We start from the raw sequence: 24,009 nt of genomic DNA on the forward strand, positions 1-24,009 counted from the left end.
ACTGACCTTGGCCCAATTCATCCAGCGTTTTCACGCCGACAAATCTGCCATCCGCGATGAACTGCTGTCCGGTTTGCAAGAGCCGCAAGCCATCACCTCGCCCAAATATCTGTATGACGCGCTTGGCTCGAAACTGTTCGAAGCCATCTGCGAACTGCCCGAGTACTACCCGACCCGCACCGAAGCGGCGATCTTCGACGCCCACGCCGACGAGATCGCTGCCTCGGTCGGTCGCGGCCGCACACTGGTCGATCTTGGTGCCGGTAATTGCGCCAAGGCGGCGCGGTTGTTTCCGGTGTTGCAACCGGCGCATTACGTGCCTATCGATATTTCCGTCGACTTCCTGCGCGACTCGGTCGATACCTTGCAACAGCGTTTTCCGGCGATGGAAATCACCGCGCTGGGGGTCGATTTTTCGGCACCGTTTGCCTTGCCTGACCATGTCGGTCCGGCGCAGCGCCTGTTTTTTTATCCCGGCTCATCAATCGGCAATTTTGCGCCCGCGGACGCTACGGCGTTCCTCGCCCGGCTGGCGCAGGCCGGTGACAATGACGGCGGTCTGCTGATCAGTGTTGATCTGGTCAAGGCCAAGCCATTGCTCGATGCCGCGTACGACGACGCGCTCGGTGTCACTGCCTCGTTCAACCTGAACCTGCTCAACCACCTCAACACGGTACTTGAGGCCGACTTCAATGTACGCGGCTGGCAGCATGTCGCCTTTTTTAATACCGACCAGAGCCGTATCGAAATGCACCTCGAGGCGAAGGCTGCACAGACGGTGCGCTGGCGCGGTGGCCAGCGTCACTTCGCCGCCGGCGAGCGCATCCATACCGAGAACAGCTACAAATACACGGCCGCAGGTTTTGCCGCCTTGCTCGAGCGCGCCGGCTTCACGCTGCAGCAGAGCTGGACGGATCCGCAGGGCTGGTTCATGGTGTGTCACGCGAAGGCCAGCGGAAACCGGCCATGAACGCGCCGGCCGAATTGGCCCGGCAGCAGCCGGCAGAAGCACTGGCCGCGCAGTTTGCGGCAGTGCGCGCGCACACGGTCGCACTGGCCGCACCGCTCTCGCCCGAAGACGCGTGCGTGCAATCGATGCCCGATGCCAGTCCGGCCAAATGGCATCTGGCGCATACGACCTGGTTTTTCGAGACCTTCATTCTGGAGCGCTTCGAAGCTGGTTTTCAGCCGCATCATCCGGCCTTTCGCGTACTGTTCAATTCGTATTACAACGGCATCGGTGACAAGCATGGGCGGGCGCAGCGCGGCCTGATCACGCGGCCGTCGCTGGCTGCGGTGCTGGCGTATCGCGTGGCTGTCGATGCGCGGGTTAGTGCCGTGCTGATGGCACCATCGCCCGAGCTGGCCGCGCTGGTGCGGCTTGGATTGCAGCACGAACAGCAGCATCAGGAATTGCTGCTCACCGACCTCAAGCATTTGCTGTCGATGAATCCGCTGCATCCGGCGTATGCACCCGGGGCAGCGTTACCGCCGGCGTGTCGTGCACCGCTTGACTGGCATCAGGTCGAGGCCGGCATTGTCGGGATCGGAGGCGATGACGACGGGTTTTGTTTCGACAATGAACGGCCGCGCCACCGGCAATTCGTCGAAGGATTTGCGCTGGCCACCACGCTGGTCAGCAATGCCGACTATCTGGCATTTATCGATGCCGGCGGGTACGCCGATTCTGCGTTGTGGCTTTCGGAAGGCTGGGACTGGGTCTGTCAAAACGCGCTGACGCAGCCGCTGTACTGGCAGCGCAGCGACACGGGCTGGCGCGAGTTCACCTTGCGTGGACTGCAGCCACTGGACTTGCAGTGCCCGGCGATTCACTTGTCGTATTTTGAAGCCGACGCTTACGCGCGCTGGGCCGGTGCGCGTTTGCCGACCGAAGCGCAATGGGAATCGGCGGTGCAATCAGCCGGCCCCGACCGCTTCGATGACCTGTTCGGCGCGTGCTGGCAATGGACTTCGAGTAGCTATGCGCCGTATCCGGGTTTCGTCACCGCCGACGGCGCGCTGGGCGAATACAACGGCAAGTTCATGGTCAACCAGTACGTGTTGCGCGGCGGCTCGTGCGTCACGCCGGAAGGGCACGCGCGCAGCACCTATCGCAACTTCTTCCCTGCCACGGCGCGCTGGCAATTCAGCGGTGTGCGTTTGGCGAAGTAGTTATTGAAAGAGGCTAGTTCGATCAGCCGGAAAATCAACATTGATATTGAAGTATGACAATGTATAAAGCCACAAGGCTATATAGTTATATACAAACTTATACATTGCTATAATTTTTCTGTTTTTATCATTTATTCGATCACCATCCTATGGATCCAGTCCACAACCCGTTTGCCCCCGGCGCAGGCAGCCAGCCGCCACAGCTTGCCGGCCGGCAAGCCATCATCGACGAAGCTGGCGTCGCCATTCAACGGGCCTTGCTATACAAATCGACCCGGCCACAGATGTTTCTCGGGCTGAGGGGCGTGGGCAAGACGGTACTGTTGAACAAAATTCAGGAAATGGCCGAGCAAGCCGGTCACCTGGTGTCTTTCGTCGAAGCGCCGGAGAACCGGTCGCTGGGCGAACTCCTGATGCCAAAAATTGATCAACTGCTGCACAAGCTGTCCGTGACAGCGAGTGCCAAGGCCAAGGTGTACAGCGCGCTGCGGGCCTTGCGCTCGTTTGGCTCGGCGTTCAAGCTGACCTATGGCGACGTCTCACTATCCGTGGAAGCCGAACCCGGCGTTGCCGACAGTGGTGATCTGGAAAGTGATTTATCGGAGCTGTTTGTTCAGGTCGGTGAGGCGGCGAAGGCGGCAGGAAGGGGCTGGACCTTGCTGATTGATGAGGTGCAATACCTGAGACCCGCAGACCTCGCGGCATTGATCGTCGCCCTGCACAAAATCAATCAGAAACGGTTGCCGGTTTTGTTTTTTGGCGCTGGCCTGCCTCAGGTTGCTGCCTTGTCCGGGGATGCCAAGTCCTACGCTGAACGCCTTTTTCTCTACCCTGTTGTGGGGCCGCTGGAAGTTGCCGATGCCAAAATGGCGATCAGGCATCCGGTGAACGAAGAAGGTGCCCGCATTTCCGAGCAGGCCCTGGATGAAATTATAGACAAGACGCATTGCTATCCCTATTTCCTTCAAGAGTGGGGGCATCAATGCTGGAACATTGCACAGGCGGGCAAGATCGATCTTGCCGACGCGAAGAATGCCGCGCTGCGGGCGACCAAGCGACTTGATGAGGGATTTTTCAAAGTCCGGTTTGAGCGACTGACTCCCAAAGAGCGTGAATACGTGATCGCCATGGCCAGGCTCGGTGCCGGGCCGTACCGGTCATCCGACATTGCTGATGCGCTGGGTGAGACGTCCCAAAGCCTCGGACCGCGACGGGCCCAGATTATCAACAAGGGGATGATTTACAGCCCCTCGCACGGCGACATTGCTTTTACGGTGGCGATGTTTGACCAATACCTGATGCGAAATTTTGTGACGAAAGACGATGGCTCGTCATCTGCATGAAGTCCCGGTCGTCACTGTTTTCCTGTCACGGCGCGCCAGCAATTCAGCGGTGTGCGATTGGCGAAATAGTCATTTTCAGGAGATCCCTTGATCCAGCTCTACTACGCCCCCGGCAATGCCAACCTGGCACCGCACATCCTGCTCGAAGAACTCGGCATCCCACATGAACTGGTGCTGGTCGATCGCGACAATCAGCTCCATCGCGGCGAGGTCTACCGCAAGCTCAATCCGAACGGGCTGATCCCGGTGCTGGTCGATGGCGAACTGGTGCTCTACGAAACCGCCGCGATCTGCCTGCACCTGGCCGATACCCATCCTGGAGCGCAACTCGCGCCACCGCTGGCCAGCGCCGCACGCGCCCATTGCTACAAGTGGCTGATGCACCTGACCAACACCGTGCAGGCCGAAATGATCACGTACTTCTATCCCGAGCGGATGGTCGACGACGCGGTGGCCGCAGCCCAAGTGAAAGCCCACGCCGAAGCACGGCTGGCGCACATGTTCGATCTGATCGACGCCGAGCTTGCCGCCAACGGACCGTACTTGCTCGGTGCGCAGTACAGCATCGTCGACCCCTACCTGTTCATGCTGTCGCGCTGGAGCCGGATGATGGCGCGGCCGGCACGGGAGCGCGGCGCGCTGGGAGACTATTTGGCAATGATGGCGCAGCGGCCGGCGGTGCAGCGGGCGTTTGCGGCGGAGGGGATCGCTGCGCCGTTTTGTTGAGATTGCTTTTTGCGTAGTTGAATCATCGGCTTGAACTTTTGCCGTGACGACTTACGCCGCAATTTTTTTCGGCGCAGTGGCATTCCCGCGTCCAGCGAGCAAACCGGCAATCGAGATATCTTCATCGAGTGCCTCCCAATGAATACCATTGACCGAGAGCTCGCATTGCTGGCGCTGCTCCGGGGTCGCATGAAGCAGCCTCGGGAACCATGCCAGCGGCACACCGAGTGTGCGGCCGTCCGACAAAGCGAGCCACATATTGTTGTCGTCGAAATGTACGGATTTAGCGGAAGTAGTCATTCCAGGTCCTTTCAATCAATGCGGCATTTTGTTCTGCGACGTCGGCAAGTTCTCGTAACGTTCGTGCGTCAAACCCATTGCTGTCACTCAAACAAACGGTGGGATGTAGCTAGAATTTTGCTTCATCGTCACTGCTGCGAACATGCACATGCAATGGCTCCCTTGGACTGCCTTCGTTCGAGTAGAAGAAAAATCGGTATCCCTTGTATCGAAACACAACTGGCATTGGTTTTCCCCGAACGATGTTTGTTATCGCGAGTCATCGTGTGTTCCAAACCGATTGACCCGAGAACGTGCCTTCGCATGAATCAGGCATGGCTTTCAAGCGTAATCGGTGCTGATCGTTTTGGAACTGACCTGTTTGCGGGGGCACTCACTGGCTAGCTGCGATGGCCGGAAGGCGATCGCTTTCATCGGTTTTTATAGCGGGTAATGAAAGTCATCACATGAAACTGCCAACGTTCCTCGGCAAGGTGTTCCGCATGTTCGGCGGAAATGAAAGGCAGACAGCCAGTAGTGCGTCGCCGCCACGGTCCGGGGTCGTACCGCGCTCAGCGGTCAGTATGCCTGCCCGTGACGCCGGACTGGCGCGGTCTTCGCATGTCAGGCAAGAGTTGCTGGACAAAATCCTGCTGACGCGGAGTGCCGAAGAGCGGGCCCTCCACGCCAACATTGAAGCGATTATCAACGCCCATTCGATGCCAGCACCGGATGCCGCGATCGTTGCAGCCCCGCCAGCGTTGCCGGTGTCGCAGCGGTTGATCGAACTGCCGGCCGCGCCGGCGACAGTGACCGTGTTTCATTTGCTCAATGTGAATGCACCGGCGCTGGTGGGCAGTCTTGAAGCGACCCACCAGTCCAAGAATATTTCAGGTGCCGGCGCCAAGTGTGCCTGGCGTTCCGCGTGGACGGCGGTGATGCTGACAATGACACCGGAACAACTGCATGACGCAATCATCAACACGCTGGGCAACGCGCATGCATCGAAGGCGATCCAGATGCGTGAAGCCTGCGCCGCGGTTGAGCGTAACGGCATCCTGTCTATTTTTAATGACAAGAATTTGCAGGGAAATAGCCAATTGCATGTGCCCGGGTTTGTCAGCGAACGTGGCGAAGAATTGCTCGACGAACTCACCTACCTGTTTCTGCGCAAGGGCGGCGCATCGGATGACAAGGCCACGGCATTGGTCTATCGCGAACAGTTTGCAGAGGCGGATGACGTGATGAAACTCTTTCGCCCGTTGGGCGTTATCGCGGCAGTCCTGGAAACCCGCCAAGAACCGGTAGCGGATAGTCCCGGCCGGGAAATAATGGCAGCCACGCTGACGGTCTGTGCAACGCATGCCATGCGAATTCCTGATCCCGAGGATAGCGCCGGTACGATGGAAACACGCACCGGCGTCCTCAAGGGCTTGCTGGCGGATATGCCGGTGCTGAGAATTTCGGGTTCCCACTTCACGGTACAGATTCCGAACAAGGACTTGCCAGGCGGGCCTCGGTGATCGGTTACGGGGGAGTTGGCCGTATTGTGAAAATTACCCTGGCTCCAGGAACTTGCGTTTGCGTTCTTCGGTGTTGACGTAAGCCACTCACACTCACACTCACACTCACATTCCCGCTCCCGTTTCCGTTTCCGTTTCCGTTCGGCCTGAGCCTGTCTAAGGCGCACCGACCTGTACGCCTTCGACAAGCTTCCTTCGACAAGCTCAGGACGAACGGTTTTTAATTTATCAGCATCAGCATCAGCCGCCAACCCTAAGCCCCCCGCAACTTCCGCCACAACGTCGTCCTGCTCACCCCGAGATACTTCGCCGCCGCTTCCCGGTTGCCATCAAACCGCGCCAGCACGTCGGTCAGCGATTCCGCCGGAGCAGACGCCAGCACCATCGGTGCGACCGCGCCGGCGCGCATCAATTCCGGTGCCACTGCCAGCAGCAATCCCGGCGACAAGGCCTGCAGCGGTTCGGCTGCCAGATACAGCGCGACCCGTTCCATCATGTTGCGCAGTTCGCGCACGTTGCCTGGCCAGCCATAACCGGCCAGCAGCGTCGAGCACGCCTGCAACTCGGCTTGCAGGTTCGGATGCGGCCGCAAGCCCATCGCGGCTAGCGCATTTTTGAGGCACCAGGCCGCCAGTTCGACCTGATCGTCGGGCCGCTCGCGTAGCGGCGGCAAGGTCATCCGCAATACGCCCAACCGGTAAAACAGGTCGGGCCGGAAGCGGCCTTCCTGCATGCGCAAGTCGAGGTCGCAGTGTGTCGCGCTGACGATGCGTACATCCACCGGAATCGGTCGGGTGCCGCCGACGCGCACCACTTCGCGTTCTTCCAGCACGCGCAACAGGCGCGTTTGCAGCGGCAGCGCCATTTCGCCGATTTCGTCGAGGAATAGCGTGCCGTGCTGCGCCGCTTCGAACAGGCCGGCGTGACCGCCACGGCGCGAGCCGGTGAACGCACCTTCTTCATGGCCGAACAGTTCGGCTTCCAGCAGCGACTCCGCCACCGCGCCGCAATTGAGGGCCACGAACGGCTGCCGCGCACGCGTGCTTTCGCGGTGGACCGCTTGCGCCGCGAGTTCTTTGCCGGTGCCGGTTTCGCCCTGGATCAGCACGGTTGCCGGCGAGCGGGCGAACAGCGTGATGGCTTGCCGGGCTCGTTGCATCGCCATCGATTCGCCACGCAAGTCGTTGAGACCGTGGCGCGCCCGCAGCGTATCGGCAGGCGGGGCAGGGCGACGCCGGTTGCTGTCGATGCGGGTGAAGCGGGCGATGTCGAGCGCGTCGTCGAAGGCGAGCCGGATCGACGCGGCCGAGTACACGAACACGCCAGCCAGTCCTGCTTCTTCGGCCAGGTCGGTGATCAGGCCGGCGCCGACGATGGCCTGGATGCCGGCGGCTTTCAGTTCGCTGATCTGGGCGCGCGCATCTTCTTCGGTGACGTAGCTGCGCTGGACGATGTCGAGGCCGAAGGTGGCCTGGAAATCACTCAGCTCCGGCATGGTCTGCTGGTAGCTGATCAGCCCGATCCGGGGCGTGATCTTGCGTGCCCGCGCCAGCGCCTGCAGTACGTCGAAGCCGCTGGCCTTGGCGATGATGACAGGCACCGATAAGCGACTTTTGAGGTAGGCGGCATTCGAGCCGGCGGCGATGACGGCGTCGCAGCGCTCATTGACGAGGCGTTCGCGGATATGACGTACCGCATCTTCGAAGCCGAGATTGATCGGCTCGATGGTGGCGGCGTCGCCGTACTCCAGCATGATGTCGCGGAACAGGTCGAACAGGCGCGAGATCGAGACGGTCCAAATGACCGGCTTGTCGTTCGGGTCGATCGATACGGGGAGGTTGGGACGGTGCATGTTTCACTTTGGCGTTTCAGTGTTGCGAGTGTAACGCAGATTGAAACGTTCCCGGGGCCACGAAACACCGGTGTAATTGCGCCAGCGCCAACATTGGCGGGACTTGCCGCCAGTCCGCAAAAGGTGGCACGGCGATTGCAATAGAAGCCGCAAGCAATTCCGATGAAACACACTCGAAAGTGACCTTCCCATGTCCCAGTATTCCGCAGGTGCTGCCTTCCGCAAGGCGATGCAAGAAGAATCCCCGTTGCAAGTCGTCGGCGCGATCAATGCCAACCATGCGTTGCTGGCCAAGCGCGCCGGCTTCAAGGCGATCTATTTGTCGGGTGGCGGTGTGGCTGCCGGTTCGCTGGGCTTGCCGGACCTGGGCATCACCACGCTCGATGATGTGCTGACCGACGTGCGCCGTATTACCGATGTCTGCGATGTGCCGCTGCTGGTTGATGTCGATACCGGCTTCGGTTCGTCGGCCTTCAATGTGGCCCGCACGGTCAAGTCGATGATCAAGTTCGGTGCCGCCGCGATGCACATCGAAGACCAGGTCGGCGCCAAGCGCTGCGGTCATCGGCCGAACAAGGAAATCGTCACGCTGCAGGAAATGGTCGACCGTATCAAGGCCGCCGTCGATGCGCGCACCGACGAAAACTTCGTGATCATGGCGCGCACCGATGCGCTGGCCGTCGAAGGCCTGGAAGCCGCACTGGAACGCGCGATTGCCTGCGTCGAAGCCGGTGCCGACATGATCTTCCCGGAAGCCATTACCGAACTGGCGATGTACAAGCAGTTCGCCGCTGCCGTCAAGGTGCCGGTACTGGCCAACATCACCGAGTTCGGTGCCACGCCGCTGTTTTCCGTCGATGAACTGAAGTCGGCCGATGTCGGGCTGGTGCTGTATCCGCTGTCGGCTTTCCGCGCGATGAACAAGGCTGCCGAAAACGTCTACACCGCGATCCGCCGCGACGGTTCGCAGCAGGCCGTCGTCGACACGATGCAGACCCGCAAGGAGCTGTATGACCGCATCGATTATTACTCGTACGAAGACAAGCTCGACGCGCTCTTTGCTGCACAGAACGCCAAAAAATAATCCCTGCCAAATTCAAAAAGAGAGACACCCCATGACCGAATCCGTACCGGCCTTCAAGCCGAAAAAATCCGTTGCGCTGTCCGGCGTCACTGCCGGCAATACCGCGCTGTGCACCGTCGGCAAGACCGGCAATGACCTGCACTATCGCGGCTACGACATCCTCGATATCGCCGACACCTGCGAGTTCGAAGAGATCGCCCATCTGCTGGTGCACGGCAAACTGCCGACCAGCGCCGAACTACATGCCTACAAGACCAAACTGAAAGCCCTGCGCGGCTTGCCTGCCAATGTGAAGCTGGTGCTCGAAGCGCTGCCGGCGTCGTCGCATCCGATGGATGTGATGCGCACCGGTGTCTCGGCGATGGGTTGCATGCTGCCGGAAAAAGACGATCACAACACGCCGGGCGCACGTGATATCGCGGATCGCCTGATGGCGTCGCTGGGCTCGATGCTGCTGTACTGGCATCACTACAGCAGCAACGGCAAACGCATCGAAACACAGACCGAAGACGAATCCATAGGCGCGCATTTCCTGCATCTGCTGCACGGCAAGAAGCCATCCGAAGCATGGGAAAAAGCCATGCACACCTCGCTGATCCTGTACGCCGAACACGAATTCAATGCCTCGACCTTCGCTGCGCGCGTGGTTGCTGGCACGGGTTCCGACATGTTCTCGGCCATCACCGGCGGTATCGGTGCCTTGCGCGGGCCCAAGCATGGCGGTGCCAATGAAGTCGCGTTCGAAATCCAGAAGCGCTACGACAATCCCGATGAAGCCGAAGCCGACATCCGTCGCCGCGTCGACAACAAGGAAGTCGTGATCGGTTTTGGCCATCCGGTCTACACGGTTTCGGACCCGCGCAACAAGGTCATCAAGGATGTCGCCAGGTCACTGTCGATCGAAGAAGGCTCGACCAAGATGTTCGACATCGCCGAGCGCCTCGAGACCGTGATGTGGGAAGCCAAGCGGATGTTCCCTAACCTCGACTGGTTCTCGGCCGTGTCATATTACATGATGGGCATTCCGACCGCGATGTTCACGCCATTGTTCGTTATTGCACGGACCTCCGGCTGGGCTGCGCATATCATCGAGCAACGCATCGACAACAAGATCATCCGTCCGAGCGCCAATTATGTCGGCCCCGATGATCTGGCCTTCGTGCCGATCAGCAAGCGCAAGTGAGCGCAAGTGAGCGCTTCCACACCTTCTTCCAAGGACGCCATGAATAGCGACTACCGCAAACCCCTGCCGGGCACCACGCTCGACTACTTCGACACCCGCGCCGCCGTCGATGCCATCACTCCCGGCGCTTACGCCACCTTGCCGTACACGTCGCGCGTGCTGGCCGAGAACCTGGTGCGCCGCTGCGGTCCGGCGACGCTCAAGGCCTCGCTGTTGCAACTGATCGAGCGCAAGCAGGAGCTGGATTTTCCGTGGTTCCCGGCGCGCGTGGTCTGCCATGACATCCTCGGCCAGACCGCGCTGGTCGACCTGGCCGGCCTGCGTGATGCGATTGCTGCCGAAGGCGGTGACCCTGCGCTGGTCAATCCGGTCGTGCCAACCCAGCTGGTGGTCGACCACTCGCTGGCGGTGGAATTTGCCGGCTTCGACAAGGATGCGTTCGAAAAGAACCGCGCCATCGAAGACCGTCGCAATGATGACCGTTTTCATTTCATCGACTGGACCAAGAAGGCGTTCAAGAACGTCGACGTGATCCCGTCGGGCAACGGCATCCTGCATCAGATCAACCTCGAAAGCATGAGCCCGGTGGTGCAGGTGAAAGACAACGTGGCCTTCCCGGACACGCTGGTCGGTACCGACTCGCACACGCCGATGGTCGATGCGCTGGGCGTGCTGGCGATTGGCGTCGGCGGTCTCGAAGCCGAGAGCGTGATGCTCGGACGCGCGTCGTACATGCGCCTGCCGGACATCATCGGCGTCGAGCTGACCGGCAAGCCGCTGCCCGGCATCACCGCCACCGATACGGTGCTGGCGCTGACCGAGTTTTTGCGCAATGCCAAAGTCGTGTCGGCGTACCTCGAATTTTTCGGCGCCGGTGCGGCCCACCTGACGCTGGGTGACCGCGCGACAATCTCGAACATGGCACCGGAATATGGCTCCACCGCAGCGATGTTCTACATCGACCAGCAAACCATCAAGTACCTGAAGCTGACCGGACGCGATGACGAGCTGGTCAAGCTGGTCGAACTGTATGCGCGTGAAACCGGCCTGTGGGCCGACACGCTGACCGAAGTGAAGTACGAACGCGTGCTGCACTTTGACCTCAGCACAGTCGTGCGCACGGTGGCTGGTCCGTCGAACCCGCACAAGCGCGTGCCAACGTCGGAGCTGGCCGCACGCGGCATTGCCGGCAAGGTCGAGAATGAGCCCGGCCTGATGCCGGACGGTGCGGTCATCATCGCCGCCATCACCAGCTGCACCAACACCAGCAATCCGCGCAACATGATTGCTGCCGGCCTGCTGGCACGCAATGCCAACCGGCGCGGCCTGACCCGCAAGCCGTGGGTAAAAAGCTCGCTGGCTCCTGGCTCGAAAACTGTCGCGCTGTATCTGGAAGACGCCAAGCTGCTGCCGGAACTCGAGATACTGGGTTTCGGTGTGGTCGCCTTTGCCTGCACGACCTGCAACGGCATGAGCGGTGCGCTCGATCCGGTGATTCAGGAAGAGCTGATCGCGCGCGACCTGTACGCCACGGCTGTGTTGTCGGGTAACCGCAATTTCGACGGTCGTATTCATCCGTATGCGAAGCAGGCCTTCCTGGCATCGCCGCCGCTGGTGGTGGCGTATGCGATTGCCGGCACCATCCGTTTCGATATCGAAAAAGACGTGCTTGGTCTTGATCACGATGGCAAGCCGGTGCTGCTGGCCGACATCTGGCCGCTCGATGAAGAGATCGATGCCATCGTCGCTGCCAGCGTCAAGCCGGAACAGTTCCGCAAGGTCTACACGCCGATGTTCGCGCGGCAGGCCGACGATGGCGTGAAGGTCAGCCCGCTGTATGACTGGCGTCCGGCCACCACCTATATCCGCCGTCCGCCGTACTGGGAAGGCGCGCTGGCAGGCTTGCGCACCTTGTCCGGCATGCGTCCGCTGGCGGTCCTCGGAGACAACATCACCACCGACCATCTGTCGCCCTCGAACGCGATCATGCTCGACAGCGCTGCCGGTGCGTATCTGGCCAAAATGGGCTTGCCGGAAGTCGACTTCAACTCGTATGCGACGCATCGCGGCGACCACCTGACGGCGCAGCGCGCGACGTTTGCGAACCCGACGCTAAAGAATGAAATGGTCCTCGAGAACGGCAAGGTCAAGGCCGGTTCGCTGGCCCGCATCGAGCCTGAAGGCCAGGTCACCCGCATGTGGGAAGCGATCGAAACCTACATGGAACGCAAGCAGCCGCTGATCATCATTGCCGGTGCCGACTACGGACAAGGTTCGTCGCGCGACTGGGCAGCCAAGGGCGTGCGGCTGGCCGGCGTGGAAGCGATTGCGGCCGAAGGCTTCGAGCGCATCCACCGGACCAATCTGGTCGGGATGGGCGTGTTGCCGCTGGAGTTCAAGGCTGGCGTGAACCGCCTGACTCTGGGCATCGACGGCACCGAAACCTTCGATGTGATCGGGGATCGCACACCGCGCAGTACGTTGACACTGGTGATCACACGCAAGAATGGCGAACAGGTCGCCGTACCGATGACCTGCCGTCTCGATACTGCCGAAGAAGTCGCGATCTACGAAGCCGGTGGCGTACTGCAGCGCTTTGCGCAGGACTTTCTCGAGTCGACCAAAGCGGCGTAATCTGCGCTGATCATCCGTAGCCGGAATCAGCCTCGCGGGGTGGTGCAGCGATGTGCCACCCCGTTATTTTTTTCAGGAGAATCATCTATGTTCCACCCACCCCAGATCAAGATTCCCGCCACCTACATGCGCGGCGGCACCAGCAAGGGCGTGTTCTTCCGCCTGCAGGATTTACCTTTTGCGGCACAAGTCCCCGGCGCGGCGCGCGATGCGCTGCTGCTGCGCGTCATCGGCAGTCCCGACCCGTACGGCAAGCAGATCGACGGCATGGGTGCGGCCACGTCCAGCACCAGCAAGACCGTCATCCTGTCCAAGAGCAGCAAGCCCGACCATGACGTCGATTACCTGTTCGGCCAGGTCGCCATCGACAAGGCCTTCGTTGACTGGAGCGGCAACTGCGGCAACCTGTCAGCTGCCGTCGGCGCGTTCGCGATCAGCAGCGGACTGGTGCATGCCAGCCGCGTGCCTAAAGACGGCATCGCCATCGTCCGCATCTGGCAAGCCAACATCGGCAAGACCATCATCGCGCACGTGCCGGTCACCAACGGCGAAGTGCAGGAAACCGGCGACTTCGAACTCGACGGCGTGACTTTTCCGGCGGCCGAAGTGCAACTCGAATTCATCGATCCGGCAGCTGATGAAGAAGGCGCAGGCGGCGCGATGTTCCCGACCGGGAACGTGGTCGATCAGCTTGAGGTGCCCGGCGTCGGTACCTTCACGGTGACAATGATCAACGCCGGTATCCCGACGATTTTTGTCAACGCCGACGCGATCGGCTACATCGGTACCGAGTTGCAGGACGCGATCAATGGCGATGCAAAAGCACTGGCCATGTTCGAGACGATCCGCGCTTATGGTGCCGTGCGCATGGGCCTGATCAAGCACATCGACGAAGCCGCCAAGCGCCAGCACACGCCGAAAGTGGCTTTCGTCGCGAAGCCGGCGGCCTATGTCTCTTCGAGCGGTAAACCGGTCGCCGTCGGTGATGTGGATTTGCTGGTGCGTGCGCTCTCGATGGGACAGTTGCATCACGCGATGATGGGCACGGCGGCTGTCGCCATCGGCACGGCGGCAGCGATTCCGGGCACGCTGGTCAATCTGGCGGCGGGTGGCGGGGCGCGTAATGCGGTGCGCTTCGGGCATCCGTCGGGGACATTGCGGGTGGGGGCTGAAGCCAGTCAGGTCGATGGCCAGTGGCGTGTCGCGAAGGCGATCATGAGTCGTAGTGCGCGGGTGTTGATGGAGGGGATGGTGCGGGTGCCGGGGTGAATGGGGTAATCGCTGGAAGAATGGGGTAATTTGGTAGAGAAATACCTCGATTCTCGATTAGAGTTTCCCCTTTTATGCCGACCCACGCGCCATGTACTCAGCCACGCATTGTGGATGCGGAAGAAGAGAATAAAAGGGGCACAAAATTAGCATGAATGAAGCTTTGTCTTGGGTGGTCTTCAGTAAAATTATTTTATTAGCCAGTACCCAGTCTTGTTGGAACCTATTCGGGCAATCACGCCTTGGTCTTGCAGTACCTTTAACGTGTATTTGATGCCGTCTTCACTAATGGCGTTTATTGCCTGACTTAATTCCTGACGGGTAGCCGAAGGGTGCAGCCGCAAATAGTCTAGAACCTCTTGTTGCTTTTGATTTAGTCTTGGTTTCGGTAGTTTGCCGGAGATCGTTTCGTGGGTAGTTTCTTGGGTAGTTTCTTGGGTAGTTTCTTGCGGAGTACTACCCCAATTCAGTTCCATCACTGTCTGGTCAAAAGGTGCCGCTTCGTCCAATAAACGCAGGTTATTCCCTTGTTCTGTCCAGCCTTGCCGAATTTTTGGCACACCTGATCCAGCACGTTCACCCAGTCCGATTATTAGAAACAATTCATCCTGTGTTTCGCGATCGCGTCGCCAGCAACCCAGGCAAGTTAAAAAATCCTGATCATTCAAGCTCAGCCAGGGATGGCTGTTTTTATGTGCAGACAATAAGTGGCGAAAACTTTGCACGGTTTCCTTGTCCAGATCGGCAAGAGAAAAGCCTTTTAAAATCTGCTCGTCACGACTTTGATCCTGCCTCAGGTCGTCCGGTCCAGTGTCAAGCAGCGCATCGATCCCGGCAAGTTCACCCATTGCGTGTATGGTCCGCACGATGGTGCCCCATGCCACAGTGCCATCGTCTTTTTTCAGGTTGCGTAATGTCGCCACCGAAATGCCGATACGATCCGCCATCGATACTTGGGGTTGGCGGATGAGCACGCCCGGCGGCATTGCTTAAAGCAGTTCCCTGGCCCGCTCCATCTGCACATGTTCAAACGCCGGTGCGAAGTCCGCAAGGTCACGCGCCAGCATCCCGATCGGTTTGGTCATCGCCATGTCGCGCCATCCACCGATGGCCTTGACGACCTGCGCGAGGATAGCTAGTGATTGCTCCGGCTTGAGCCAGAAATAGCCGGCGAGTTGCATGACTTCCGTGATCGACGACACCGGGCCTGATTCTTCGGATAGCCAGGTCTTGAGTTCCTGCTCCTTGTCAGGGAATGGATTGATATCGAAGGCGGGTGCCAGCCGCCATTGCCCGTGGCCGGCATGCAGGAATCCATGATTGTGCAAATGATCGTCGACATTGGTGATCAGCAGGTTGAAGACGATCCGTCGCCACAGTTCGGCCAGGTCGCGTTGCGGGTCGGGGCTGCTGGCGATGAGGCAATCGGCGATTTCGGTATAGGCGCGTTCGTCGTCCCGTCTGGCCTGCAGCATCGATGCCGCTGACAAGTACGGAATCCGGTTGCCGTTGGCGGTGCGGTCGAACCGGCGTATCACGGCAACCGGATCATCACCGGTGCAGACGATGCGGGCTTGAGCGGCGTTGATGCCGGCCGCTTGTGCCAGATGCAGCGCCAGCACTTCTCCGCGGGTGACGCTGCGTGCGTCGTTCACGCTAGCGAATTTACCGATGGCCAACTGCCCGTCCTCGTCGACGATGCTGCACTTTGGACGGAGTCCGCCGAGCGACGTACCGCGTCCGCGCAGATAGCGCAAATCGGCAGCGGATTCGGTGCCGCGCTCGACGGCATGGCTCGCATCGAGCAGATGGTCCAGTTCCAGCAGCGGTGGCGTTGCACGTTCGCCGGCGTCGATATTGCGCAGAAAATGGCCCTGGTCATCCCGCAGGCGCAATGCACCGATGCGACTGATGTCATCAACGCCAGTCAGATAATCCCATTCGGTGAGCGCCGCAAAAGTGACGTCGCTGCCCTTTGCGAGGGCCGACTTGCGACGCTTGGCATGATCCCTTGCGATCACGCGACAGCCCCAGCCATCGGGTGCAGTATCGGCAATCGCCAGATGGAACACGGAATCGTTTTTGGTTGCCGCCTTGTGAAACTGGTTGCCGCTGAACAGTGGCAAATCCGGCGACAGCATGAAGCGGTCGGCACTGTCCAGCCATGCTGTGCTGTAGGCAAACGTCGTGTTTTCGCGGGTACCGCTTTTGGCATAACCGAGCGTTCCAGCGAGGGTGCCGGCTTCCCCTATGCACACCGCAACATTCCGGACCATCGCCGCGCTCATAAGCCTCCACTTTCCGGATTGGTCTTCTTGCGACGGATGCGTTGCGGCAGTTGCTGGTCCAACAGTGCCAGTCCGAGGTCGTCCTGTCCGGTGTCAAGCAGCGTATCGATCCTGGCCAGTTCGCCCATCACGTGCATGGTCCGCACGATGGTGCCCCATGCCACGGTGCCATCGCCTTTTTCCAGGCGGCGCAATGTCGCCACCGAAATGCCGATACGTTGCGCCATCGAGACTTGCGAATAGCGCCGGCGGCGGCGTGCGAGGGCGAGATCGTGGCCGAACTTGGCCAGCGCGCGCCGGACCGGCAACGGCGGCGGTGATGATACGAGTTTAGCGCTCGTATCTGATCGGTTAACTGGTTTAATCGCTTTCATACGAGCGATTGTCGTGCAAGCGATCCGCCATTGCAAGCGCATTGAGCGCACCAAACCACCCCGCAGCCCGCCCTATGCCAGAATAGCGTCCCCATCACCCCACCCCCGGAGCCCCCGTGAGATCCACCCGTGCCACTGCCGCCGTCGAACGCCTGAAGTCCCGCAGCGGTAATCCCGATTACGCGATGATGCGCACCTCCGCCGGCCTGTTCTGCCTGCTGCTTGGCCCGGCTGCCGACCCGGCGTCGCGCTTGTCCGCATTGCTGGAACTCGATGACTTCGTCGCCTTCGTCAACACCTTCGGCCCGCAGATTCCACGCCGCATGACGAAGAACGATGCCGCGTTCGAGAAGCAACTGGTCGGCAAAAAACCACTGGCCTGAGCCGCGCTACCGCCACAAAGCCCGGATAAGTGAGCCGTCGCACATACGCCACCGATTAAGTACTGCGATCATCTTCGCGAAGGAACTGACGCGTGTCGCGTTCGTCATACTGGCAGTCGGGTGCTGGCTACACCAACCGTGCCACCGGCATTCCCGACGCACCACTTATTCATTGAGCTTACGGAGAACGCATGAACAAACTTTCCCTCGTCATCCTGATGACCTTCGCCGGCCTAGCCGGCACCGCCAACGCACAACTGTCCGCCGGTATTACCGAGAGCACCGACCCCGCAAAAATCGCCGCCATCGAGCAGCGTGCGCAGGCACTCGGCTACGCTCAATCGGCACCTTCCGGCAGCAACATGCTGGACGGCACCAAGACAATGCGCAAAATGGAATACGGCAACAAGCCTCATGGCGAGATGCACGGCGACAAAATGCATCATGGTAAGAAGCACCACGGCAAGAAGCATCACCGCATGATGCGTGGCGACAAAGCCGCCGCTGCTGAGATGCCAGCCGCTACCGCGAAGTAATCGCAGCGCGCACCGGAGCGACGCCAGTGGCGCTGCTCTTTTTTTCTGCTGTGCCGCCACCGATAATTTTCTGGAACCAGTTCCAGAGAACGGTTACTCACCGGTGGTTTCAATGGATCGTGGCAGGTCGCGTTCGTAGCACCCCGCGTTTTATTTCCCCCAAGGCATGATGCATTGATCCCGGTACGGCGCCGCGCGCCGGTTTTTTTGGGATTAACTCATGCCTCCTCGCGTTGCTACTTCTCGCCGCTCCTTTTCTACCCGTTCCAACACCCCATCAGGAAACACACCTTCTAGCTCGCCCCGGTCACCAGGTGTACGCGAGTACATAGCAACGCTGTGGACGACGCTAAAAGAAAACGTGATGCAGCGAGTCCCAGTCACTTTTTATGCGCCAACGATTGTTCGGCCTAACTTGACTAAAATCCAATGCGTCAAGAACGACAAGACGATCTCGGTCGGAGAGCCCGGCAAGGGCCCGAAAATCCATGCCCACATGCTTACGACCAATGGACGCAATTACGCAGTGGGACAGTCGCCTTCCGACGAAGACTCGTGCAAGAATTTTGTGCTGCAGGGAGTTGAGTCTGGGCAGGGTATTTTTCAGTTCGTTTCCACCAAGGCGCATCGCTTTGGCGAGGATTCAAAGGGCAAAACAATGGCGGTGATGCTTCAGGAGATGTTGGACAAAAATGAAAGCAATCCCATAGAACTCAACGGGCGTTATAGCCTGACCAGTATTTCGCAAAACCATGACGGTAGCGAGGATGGCAGGTCTTTTAGCTTGACGGTCACCGACAACGATTCTCCGACCCACTCACTGACCATCCCGCTAGTACAAGCGGGCTATAAGTTCACCAATAAATTGTTGGACGCACGTCAGATCGATCGCGCAAGCAAGCTGCTGGATATGCACCAAGCACCCCCATCGGCAAACGAGAACCCACTTGATCAGTGCGATCCGCTGATACTCAGCACCGCCGGCTATGGCCGTAATGCGGTCCTGATGACGTATCGGGAAATTTGCCGGCAAATAGCGGACGGCACGGTAAGAGACGAAGCTCAATTACGCAAAGCATTGAAGCCCACCATCGACGAGGGGCGCGAGATCCGTAGTTCGCATTTTGTGCATTCGGAGGCGCAGTTGTGGGAGTTGTACGGGGCGTTGGAAAAGAAGTTGGGGGACGTGTCGCCGCGCAGGGCGAGTCCCGTTAGTCCCGGAGCAAGTGCGGCAGCGCAGAGCTTGCGTTTAGATGTGGCGAGTACCTCGAGGCAAGGCGAGACGCCTCCACAGCCTAACGATGACGTTTTGCAAGGTCCCAGCATCCCTTCAGTCAAAGACGAAATAATTATTACTTAAAAAATATTGGAAGATTTATCGAAACCAGAAAAAATATTATCTATAGATAATATTTTGGAGTGTCGGGATAATCCAGAAATAATAAGAAATATTTCAGATAAATTTCATCGAACCCTAAAGGCGGGTAATCTCATATTAAATGGAAGTGTAGTCGTAAAATCCGCAGGTATTGAACCGTCGAATTATCCATGGATACTATCTTCGGCTGACGATAAGGCATTTTCAACCGCCATCCGTTCCATGAGTCTTTTTGGTAAGTCATTAGAGGCAAAAGCGTTATTTAATGTGTTGAAAGAAAATGTTAATTCGAATGACAAGGACATTAGGATAAATTCTTTCAGAGCAGCTCTTTTGAAGCCGGAATTACTATCCAAGCCTGGCGAAATGTACGAATCCTATTTGTTTCCTTGTAAAACACTGCCGGATTTAGCGATGTTCGAATTGAATTCAAATAAGGAAGCTTTATTCAAGCAACAAAATATACTGTATGCAGAACACCGAAGTCACGCGAACGCACCGCTAGCGGAACCGCCGCTGAAGGCGTTCTTTTCAAAGGCGGCGACGGTTGACTCATACCGCGATGGCAATCATCTGGAAAAGGAAATTGGCGACCCTGACCAATGCACGGTCAGCAGCGATCCAGCTTTTTATTTTGCATCGAAGAAAAGTCCCGAAGTTGGCGCGGCGTCAGCCTCGCAGCCTGTGCCCCGGAAACCGGTCTATGAAGTGCATGTTGACTTCGCGAATTCCTGCCTGGGTGGAAGCTGGAAGCGTGACGATAACTTCGCACAAGAGGAGATAGCGTTCATCGAGAATGTCGGATTGGGCGCGATTGCCAGCTACGCGCAAGAGGACGACATGACTGCACTTGCTCATCTGACCAATGACAATTTTTTTAAAAAAGAAAAGGAATTTCCAGCGCACTATTCTTACGGACGCAACTTCTTGACGAGGCGGCCTGACAACAATGCGCCCGCGTCTATTTTGATTGAAGGTGCCGAACGCGTAGCGAATTTTTTATCTTACGGCGGCAAAGCGGCACACCTTGATAAAGATAAATTATTAGGCGAAATCTATAAAAAAATAGACGACTGTCTGCAGACAAATTGGCTTGCGATTGCTGCGCCGAATTTTAGTTTCTATGTCGGCAGGAAAAAATTCAGGCCAGATTGGAAAAAAGCAGAAGAGGCGGACATTAATTCCGCGTTCATGGATATTTTTTCAACTGCGCATGCCGGCTTTGCAATGGCGAAAAATAATGCAGGTAATGAGCGGGAATTACGTATTCATACCGGCCAGTTTGGCTGTGGCGCATTCGCTAACAATCTGGCTATTTCGACGGCAGCACAAATGCTGGCAGCGAAAATAGTCGGGGTGGATGACATCGTCTTCCATGATTTTTCCGATGACCGCGCTAAGGACTTGCTCGGTAAGCTCGAACCTATCGTTTCAAGGCATGTTGTCAGTGCGCAGGCAAAGAACGCGACGGTACAAGTCTCGATCAACTCGATTCTGGCCGATCCGGAATTTCGCGGTCTAATCTAGTCCTGATCAGCCCAACCCAACCTAATCGTCGCCACCACCGGCGTGTGATCCGACGGCTGCTCCCACTTGCGCGGCACCTTGTCGATCACGCAGGACGTACAGGCCGCCGCCAGTTCCTTCGACAGCAGGATATGGTCGATCCGCATGCCGGCATTGCGGCGGAATCCCATCTGCCGGTAATCCCACCAGCTGAACAGTTTGTCGGCCTGCTCGAACAGCCGGAACGCATCGGTCAGTTCCAGCGCGATCATGCGCTGGAAGGCGGCGCGTTCCGGTTCCGACACCAGGATCTGCCCGACCCACGCAGCCGGATCGTGGACGTCACGGTCTTCCGGGGCGATGTTGTAATCGCCCAGCAACGCAAACTTCGGATGCGCCGCCATCTCCAGCGCCAGCCATTGCTGCAAGCCATCCAGCCAGCGTAATTTGTACTGATACTTGTCGGAATCCGGCGCTTGCCCGTTCGGGACATACGCGCAAATCACGCGCACGCCATCGATGGTCGCGGCGATCAGGCGCTGCTGCTCGTCGGCAAAATGCGGGTTGTTGCGCACCACGTCCGTCATCGGCTGCTTCGACAGGATGGCCACGCCGTTATAGGTTTTCTGGCCGCTGAACGCGACGTGATAACCGGCCGCCTCGATCTCGGCCTGCGGAAATTTTTCATCGATGGTCTTGGTCTCTTGCAGACAGAGCACATCAATCGGGTTGTCGGCCAGCCATTGCAGCACTTGCGGCAGGCGGACTTTGAGGGAGTTGACGTTCCACGTTGCTATTTTCATAAGTAATCCATCAGATTGATTTTAAATACGGGTATCTTTTTAGTTCTTTGCAGGCCCCGAAGTGGCCGCAAACGGCATCTCTTACAGCCCTTGGACAACGAGTCAAGTGAAGCCTGTGCTTCTGTCCTCGGTCCCATCAAGCCCGCTCATGAACTCTTTCCCTCGTTGAGGCCATAGGCCAGTGCGATTCGATCCAGAAAATCGGCGAGCGGCGCCCGGCCAAGTCCCAGGGTCTTGGGATCAATGGTGTTGTCGGTTACCGCGGCATCCAAAAATCTTCTCATGTCATCTGCGATTTTCGCTTCGAGAGGGATGCGCGTTGTGGGCGCGAGCAATTGCGAAAGTCGCAGGACATCGTTGGCATGCTTGCGGATGTTCTTGGCGTCTATCTGTTCGCCCTGTTCCCGGCGGGCGCTCAGGTCCAGCCAGGCGATGGCTTTCAACGGGATCAGGCGATCCTCGCCGACCCAAGGCAAACCATTGATCTCGCGCCGCCCGGCCAAGATGAACGCATAGTAGGCGTCGTCGAGCAGGATGGCCGACAGGCTGGAAACTGCTTCGTCGAAAGGGATAGGCGTGAGCTGCCCGTTCGCGACGGGTCGCAGGCTGTCGGGCGCACGAGAGAATAGTTCGACCATGACCGGAAAGCTGTTGTCGGCTGGCTTCTGAAAGCGGTAGAAAGCCGGTTTGCCCGTGTCGCTGGTTTGCCGGATCGTATAGCCACCGGCTTCGATGAACCGCCAAAAGGTTGCGCCGAATGCGGGCGTCAGCGCCTCGACATGCAACACGACATCCAGGTCCCTGGTGGCGCGGAAGTCCAGCCCCGCCTCTTCCATAGCCAAGGTGGCCGCCGTGCCGCCGATCAGGACGTACTGGTCCTGGTAGTCGGCGAACCATGCCCGGAAAACATCGAGCCCCTTCACCATGGCAATTGCTCCTTCAAGGCGTCCAGTGCGCTTTGGACACGTTCATCGGTGCTTTCCCGCAAGCTCAGCATCAGCGAGAGCGGGTCCACCGTGTCGCTGTCTGGTTGTAGCGTCGGGGTGTAGTTCCACAACTGCCATTGGCTGGCCCCGGGCATGGCTTCTGGCAGTTCGACGATGTCTGCCTTCAGTGCCTGCCATGCGGAGCGGCTCACGGCGAATACCTGCGATGCGGGTTCCGTGAGCATCGAGCGTTGCGCCAGTGCGCTCAGGCCAGCCAGGCGCACCGGTAATTCGGTCGGTGTCTGCGTGGATGTCCAGACGGTGCGCTGCACGGGATTGCGCAGCAGCGGGATTGCTCGCTCCCAAGTCTCGCGCGCAGGGTGCGTCATGTTCAGATACTGCGACCGGCCGGCCTTGTGGGCCTGTGCGAGTCCTGCCGCCACCAGCTCGCGTACCGCGCGCGAGAGCGTCATCGGCGTGTAGCCCAGGATGGTGGCGGTCTCTGCAGGGTGCCATTCTGTCTCCCAGCGGGGGCGCAGCAGAGCGGCGATCAACATGGCCTGGGCCGAAGGGCTGAGCGGAACGTCTGCCGGGCTGGGGCGCTGGCGGAAGTATTCGCGCAGGTCCAGGCCCAGGTCGGGCAGATAGAGCTGGTTGCCGGGAACAATGAACGGCACTTTTTGTGCGATCAAGCGTTTGCGTTCGTAGGAGGCGAGTGCCTCTGTCACATAGACCACCGGCTGTCCGGCGACCGACCGCAACTTGTCCAGCCGGTTCCGGATATCGGCAATGGACGGTTGGTCCGGATGTCGTTCCAGGGCCAGCAAAACCTGGTGGCCAAGGATGTCCAATTGCCAGAAGTCGAAGGCGTCCCGCAAAAAATAGGGCAGGTTCTCTAGGCCCGCCCACGGCTGGTGTTTCGACGTGGCGACGCCGAGTGTTTCATGCAGGTAGTTCTGAGCGCTGGTGGCAAGGGCGGGCACGGTGTTTGGGATTTGTAACTCGATAAACGCACGATAACATTGCTATTGTTATCGTGCAAATGGAAGTTATTGTTGATGGCAGTTAGAGGCAAAGTTAGGGATCGGGGGGCCGTCCATCTAGTCACCGATCGTGATGATCTGGTTTAGCAGCTTGCCAGCCGAAGTCATGACGTCTGTCGGTATTTTTTTCCACGGATGCGGTTTAGCTCCGCGCAACTGCCAATCAAAGCTTTTCGGCTGGTGCGCGAGGATGTAACCCGCCTTTCCTTTTTCGCCAACGAATTTCACGGCAAATGGATTGGAGTCGTTGGATTGCGATGTCGTCATCGGCAATCCAATCACGATCCGGGTGCGAGCATTGAATTCTTTGGGCGACAACACCAACAGCGGGTGCATGTCCTTCATTTCACGTCCGACTTGCGGATTGAAATCGATCCAGATGATGTCCTGGCGATCTGGGACCCAGATTTTGCTGGCCATCAGAACACTTCGGCACCAAGACGTCCTGCGGCCATGGCTTCTCCACCATGTTTTTCCGGATCGAATGCGGCCAGTCTTTGTGCGAGAGTCATTGGTGGCGACCCTTTGCGATGAACCACCACACCCAGATCATCCGTCGTCACCTCCACCGATTGTCCTGCTACAAAATTGACTTTGCGGGCAAGCGCGGCGGGAATCCGAACAGCGAGGCTGTTGCCCCACTTCTGCACGGTCAAAGTAGCGGTTTTGCTCATGGTTGCTCCTTGGTTGTTGACAGGCTCAGTGTA

General features: G+C 58.6%; 24 protein-coding genes. 13 read left to right on the forward strand and 11 right to left on the reverse strand.

Translation table 11 applies throughout. The features are described from left to right. The first annotated feature begins 7 nt into the window (after positions 1–7). The 4 genes from egtD (at position 8) to RHM62_RS07365 (ending at position 4,241) form a co-directional block, all read left to right on the forward strand. On the forward strand, positions 8–970 hold the full coding sequence (gene egtD / locus RHM62_RS07350) for an L-histidine N(alpha)-methyltransferase (RefSeq protein ID WP_322124869.1): 963 nt from the start codon (positions 8–10) through the stop codon (positions 968–970). Next, positions 967–2,172, forward strand: a complete 1,206-nt coding sequence (gene egtB, locus RHM62_RS07355; protein WP_322124870.1) for an ergothioneine biosynthesis protein EgtB — start codon at positions 967–969, stop codon at positions 2,170–2,172. The genes egtD and egtB overlap by 4 nt, the downstream gene beginning before the upstream one ends. A gap of 149 nt (positions 2,173–2,321) precedes the next feature. Next, positions 2,322–3,515, forward strand: coding sequence for an ATP-binding protein (locus tag RHM62_RS07360; RefSeq protein ID WP_322124871.1), 1,194 nt, complete (start codon positions 2,322–2,324; stop codon positions 3,513–3,515). Between the two features lie 87 nt (positions 3,516–3,602). Beyond that, positions 3,603–4,241, forward strand: a complete 639-nt coding sequence (locus RHM62_RS07365; RefSeq protein ID WP_322124872.1) for a glutathione S-transferase family protein — start codon at positions 3,603–3,605, stop codon at positions 4,239–4,241. Between the two features lie 51 nt (positions 4,242–4,292). Here RHM62_RS07365 and RHM62_RS07370 read toward each other — a convergent pair whose 3' ends face one another. Continuing rightward, positions 4,293–4,541 (reverse strand): DUF2442 domain-containing protein, encoded by a 249-nt coding sequence (locus RHM62_RS07370; protein WP_322124873.1) that lies wholly within the window; start codon positions 4,539–4,541, stop codon positions 4,293–4,295. Positions 4,542–4,650: 109 nt separating this feature from the next. Further along, the gene (locus RHM62_RS07375) at positions 4,651–4,767 is read right to left on the reverse strand and encodes a DUF4160 domain-containing protein (RefSeq protein ID WP_322124874.1); all 117 of its coding nucleotides are present in this window, start codon (positions 4,765–4,767) and stop codon (positions 4,651–4,653) included. 220 nt (positions 4,768–4,987) lie between these two features. On the opposite strand from RHM62_RS07375, the gene RHM62_RS07380 reads away from it, so the two are divergent. Then, complete coding sequence (locus tag RHM62_RS07380) at positions 4,988–6,043, forward strand: hypothetical protein (RefSeq protein WP_322124875.1); 1,056 nt, start codon at positions 4,988–4,990, stop codon at positions 6,041–6,043. A gap of 253 nt (positions 6,044–6,296) precedes the next feature. Here RHM62_RS07380 and prpR read toward each other — a convergent pair whose 3' ends face one another. Then, the gene (gene prpR / locus RHM62_RS07385) at positions 6,297–7,895 is read right to left on the reverse strand and encodes a propionate catabolism operon regulatory protein PrpR (protein ID WP_322124876.1); all 1,599 of its coding nucleotides are present in this window, start codon (positions 7,893–7,895) and stop codon (positions 6,297–6,299) included. Positions 7,896–8,085: 190 nt separating this feature from the next. Here prpR and prpB point away from each other — a divergent pair, with 190 nt between their 5' ends. The 4 genes from prpB (at position 8,086) to prpF (ending at position 14,065) form a co-directional block, all read left to right on the forward strand. Beyond that, complete coding sequence (gene prpB, locus RHM62_RS07390) at positions 8,086–8,979, forward strand: methylisocitrate lyase (protein WP_322124877.1); 894 nt, start codon at positions 8,086–8,088, stop codon at positions 8,977–8,979. 31 nt (positions 8,980–9,010) lie between these two features. Further along, entirely contained in the window at positions 9,011–10,162 is a 1,152-nt protein-coding gene (prpC, locus tag RHM62_RS07395) for a 2-methylcitrate synthase (RefSeq protein ID WP_322124878.1), read from the forward strand. A 39-nt stretch (positions 10,163–10,201) separates the two neighbouring features. After that, entirely contained in the window at positions 10,202–12,796 is a 2,595-nt protein-coding gene (gene acnD, locus RHM62_RS07400; protein WP_322124879.1) for a Fe/S-dependent 2-methylisocitrate dehydratase AcnD, read from the forward strand. 87 nt (positions 12,797–12,883) lie between these two features. Then, positions 12,884–14,065 carry a 2-methylaconitate cis-trans isomerase PrpF gene (gene prpF, locus RHM62_RS07405; protein ID WP_322124880.1) on the forward strand — a complete coding sequence of 394 codons (1,182 nt, stop codon included), beginning with the start codon at positions 12,884–12,886 and terminating at the stop codon, positions 14,063–14,065. 188 nt (positions 14,066–14,253) lie between these two features. Here prpF and RHM62_RS07410 read toward each other — a convergent pair whose 3' ends face one another. From RHM62_RS07410 to RHM62_RS07420, 3 genes are read right to left on the reverse strand one after another with little or no spacing between them, the layout of a single operon-like run. Continuing rightward, on the reverse strand, positions 14,254–15,051 hold the full coding sequence (locus RHM62_RS07410) for a hypothetical protein (protein WP_322124881.1): 798 nt from the start codon (positions 15,049–15,051) through the stop codon (positions 14,254–14,256). Positions 15,052–15,054: 3 nt separating this feature from the next. Beyond that, on the reverse strand, positions 15,055–16,353 hold the full coding sequence (locus RHM62_RS07415; protein ID WP_322124882.1) for a type II toxin-antitoxin system HipA family toxin: 1,299 nt from the start codon (positions 16,351–16,353) through the stop codon (positions 15,055–15,057). After that, on the reverse strand, positions 16,350–16,661 hold the full coding sequence (locus RHM62_RS07420) for a helix-turn-helix domain-containing protein (RefSeq protein WP_322124883.1): 312 nt from the start codon (positions 16,659–16,661) through the stop codon (positions 16,350–16,352). The genes RHM62_RS07415 and RHM62_RS07420 overlap by 4 nt, the downstream gene beginning before the upstream one ends. 182 nt (positions 16,662–16,843) lie before the next feature. Here RHM62_RS07420 and RHM62_RS07425 point away from each other — a divergent pair, with 182 nt between their 5' ends. The 4 genes from RHM62_RS07425 (at position 16,844) to RHM62_RS07440 (ending at position 20,551) form a co-directional block, all read left to right on the forward strand. Next, a complete protein-coding gene (locus tag RHM62_RS07425; RefSeq protein ID WP_009667343.1) occupies positions 16,844–17,110 on the forward strand; it encodes a hypothetical protein in 267 nt (88 codons plus the stop codon). Positions 17,111–17,301: 191 nt separating this feature from the next. Then, positions 17,302–17,646: a hypothetical protein gene (locus RHM62_RS07430; protein WP_322124884.1), complete on the forward strand. Its 345-nt coding sequence runs from the start codon at positions 17,302–17,304 to the stop codon at positions 17,644–17,646. A 415-nt stretch (positions 17,647–18,061) separates the two neighbouring features. Beyond that, complete coding sequence (locus RHM62_RS07435; RefSeq protein ID WP_322124885.1) at positions 18,062–19,006, forward strand: hypothetical protein; 945 nt, start codon at positions 18,062–18,064, stop codon at positions 19,004–19,006. 6 nt (positions 19,007–19,012) lie between these two features. Then, positions 19,013–20,551: a hypothetical protein gene (locus RHM62_RS07440; protein WP_322124886.1), complete on the forward strand. Its 1,539-nt coding sequence runs from the start codon at positions 19,013–19,015 to the stop codon at positions 20,549–20,551. Here RHM62_RS07440 and xth read toward each other — a convergent pair. From xth to RHM62_RS07465, 5 genes are all read right to left on the reverse strand, one after another. Further along, positions 20,548–21,333, reverse strand: coding sequence for an exodeoxyribonuclease III (xth, locus tag RHM62_RS07445; protein WP_322124887.1), 786 nt, complete (start codon positions 21,331–21,333; stop codon positions 20,548–20,550). The two genes, RHM62_RS07440 and xth, sit on opposite strands and share 4 nt — an antisense overlap. 146 nt (positions 21,334–21,479) lie before the next feature. Next, positions 21,480–22,259, reverse strand: coding sequence for a hypothetical protein (locus RHM62_RS07450; RefSeq protein ID WP_322124888.1), 780 nt, complete (start codon positions 22,257–22,259; stop codon positions 21,480–21,482). Continuing rightward, positions 22,253–23,242: a hypothetical protein gene (locus tag RHM62_RS07455; protein ID WP_322124889.1), complete on the reverse strand. Its 990-nt coding sequence runs from the start codon at positions 23,240–23,242 to the stop codon at positions 22,253–22,255. Before RHM62_RS07455 ends, RHM62_RS07450 begins: the two co-directional genes overlap by 7 nt. A gap of 117 nt (positions 23,243–23,359) precedes the next feature. Then, positions 23,360–23,722 (reverse strand): type II toxin-antitoxin system PemK/MazF family toxin, encoded by a 363-nt coding sequence (locus RHM62_RS07460; RefSeq protein ID WP_322124890.1) that lies wholly within the window; start codon positions 23,720–23,722, stop codon positions 23,360–23,362. After that, the gene (locus RHM62_RS07465; protein ID WP_322124891.1) at positions 23,722–23,976 is read right to left on the reverse strand and encodes an AbrB/MazE/SpoVT family DNA-binding domain-containing protein; all 255 of its coding nucleotides are present in this window, start codon (positions 23,974–23,976) and stop codon (positions 23,722–23,724) included. The genes RHM62_RS07460 and RHM62_RS07465 overlap by 1 nt, the downstream gene beginning before the upstream one ends. Positions 23,977–24,009 lie beyond the last annotated feature (33 nt).

The sequence above is a fragment of the Actimicrobium sp. CCC2.4 genome, assembly GCF_034347385.1.
GTDB lineage: Bacteria > Pseudomonadota > Gammaproteobacteria > Burkholderiales > Burkholderiaceae_D > Actimicrobium.

What these genes read in the sequence shown, in the direction of transcription:
- egtB (WP_322124870.1), top strand. Translation starts at nt 967, where the DNA reads ATGAACGCGCCGGCCGAATTGGCCCGGCAGCAGCCGGCAGAAGCACTG.
- RHM62_RS07360 (WP_322124871.1), top strand. Translation starts at nt 2,322, where the DNA reads ATGGATCCAGTCCACAACCCGTTTGCCCCCGGCGCAGGCAGCCAGCCG.
- RHM62_RS07370 (WP_322124873.1), bottom strand. Translation starts at nt 4,541, where the DNA reads ATGACTACTTCCGCTAAATCCGTACATTTCGACGACAACAATATGTGG.
- RHM62_RS07375 (WP_322124874.1), bottom strand. Translation starts at nt 4,767, where the DNA reads ATGCCAGTTGTGTTTCGATACAAGGGATACCGATTTTTCTTCTACTCG.
- RHM62_RS07380 (WP_322124875.1), top strand. Translation starts at nt 4,988, where the DNA reads ATGAAACTGCCAACGTTCCTCGGCAAGGTGTTCCGCATGTTCGGCGGA.
- prpR (WP_322124876.1), bottom strand. Translation starts at nt 7,895, where the DNA reads ATGCACCGTCCCAACCTCCCCGTATCGATCGACCCGAACGACAAGCCG.
- prpB (WP_322124877.1), top strand. Translation starts at nt 8,086, where the DNA reads ATGTCCCAGTATTCCGCAGGTGCTGCCTTCCGCAAGGCGATGCAAGAA.
- prpC (WP_322124878.1), top strand. Translation starts at nt 9,011, where the DNA reads ATGACCGAATCCGTACCGGCCTTCAAGCCGAAAAAATCCGTTGCGCTG.
- acnD (WP_322124879.1), top strand. Translation starts at nt 10,202, where the DNA reads ATGAATAGCGACTACCGCAAACCCCTGCCGGGCACCACGCTCGACTAC.
- prpF (WP_322124880.1), top strand. Translation starts at nt 12,884, where the DNA reads ATGTTCCACCCACCCCAGATCAAGATTCCCGCCACCTACATGCGCGGC.
- RHM62_RS07410 (WP_322124881.1), bottom strand. Translation starts at nt 15,051, where the DNA reads ATGCCGCCGGGCGTGCTCATCCGCCAACCCCAAGTATCGATGGCGGAT.
- RHM62_RS07415 (WP_322124882.1), bottom strand. Translation starts at nt 16,353, where the DNA reads ATGAGCGCGGCGATGGTCCGGAATGTTGCGGTGTGCATAGGGGAAGCC.
- RHM62_RS07430 (WP_322124884.1), top strand. Translation starts at nt 17,302, where the DNA reads ATGAACAAACTTTCCCTCGTCATCCTGATGACCTTCGCCGGCCTAGCC.
- xth (WP_322124887.1), bottom strand. Translation starts at nt 21,333, where the DNA reads ATGAAAATAGCAACGTGGAACGTCAACTCCCTCAAAGTCCGCCTGCCG.
- RHM62_RS07450 (WP_322124888.1), bottom strand. Translation starts at nt 22,259, where the DNA reads ATGGTGAAGGGGCTCGATGTTTTCCGGGCATGGTTCGCCGACTACCAG.
- RHM62_RS07460 (WP_322124890.1), bottom strand. Translation starts at nt 23,722, where the DNA reads ATGGCCAGCAAAATCTGGGTCCCAGATCGCCAGGACATCATCTGGATC.
- RHM62_RS07465 (WP_322124891.1), bottom strand. Translation starts at nt 23,976, where the DNA reads ATGAGCAAAACCGCTACTTTGACCGTGCAGAAGTGGGGCAACAGCCTC.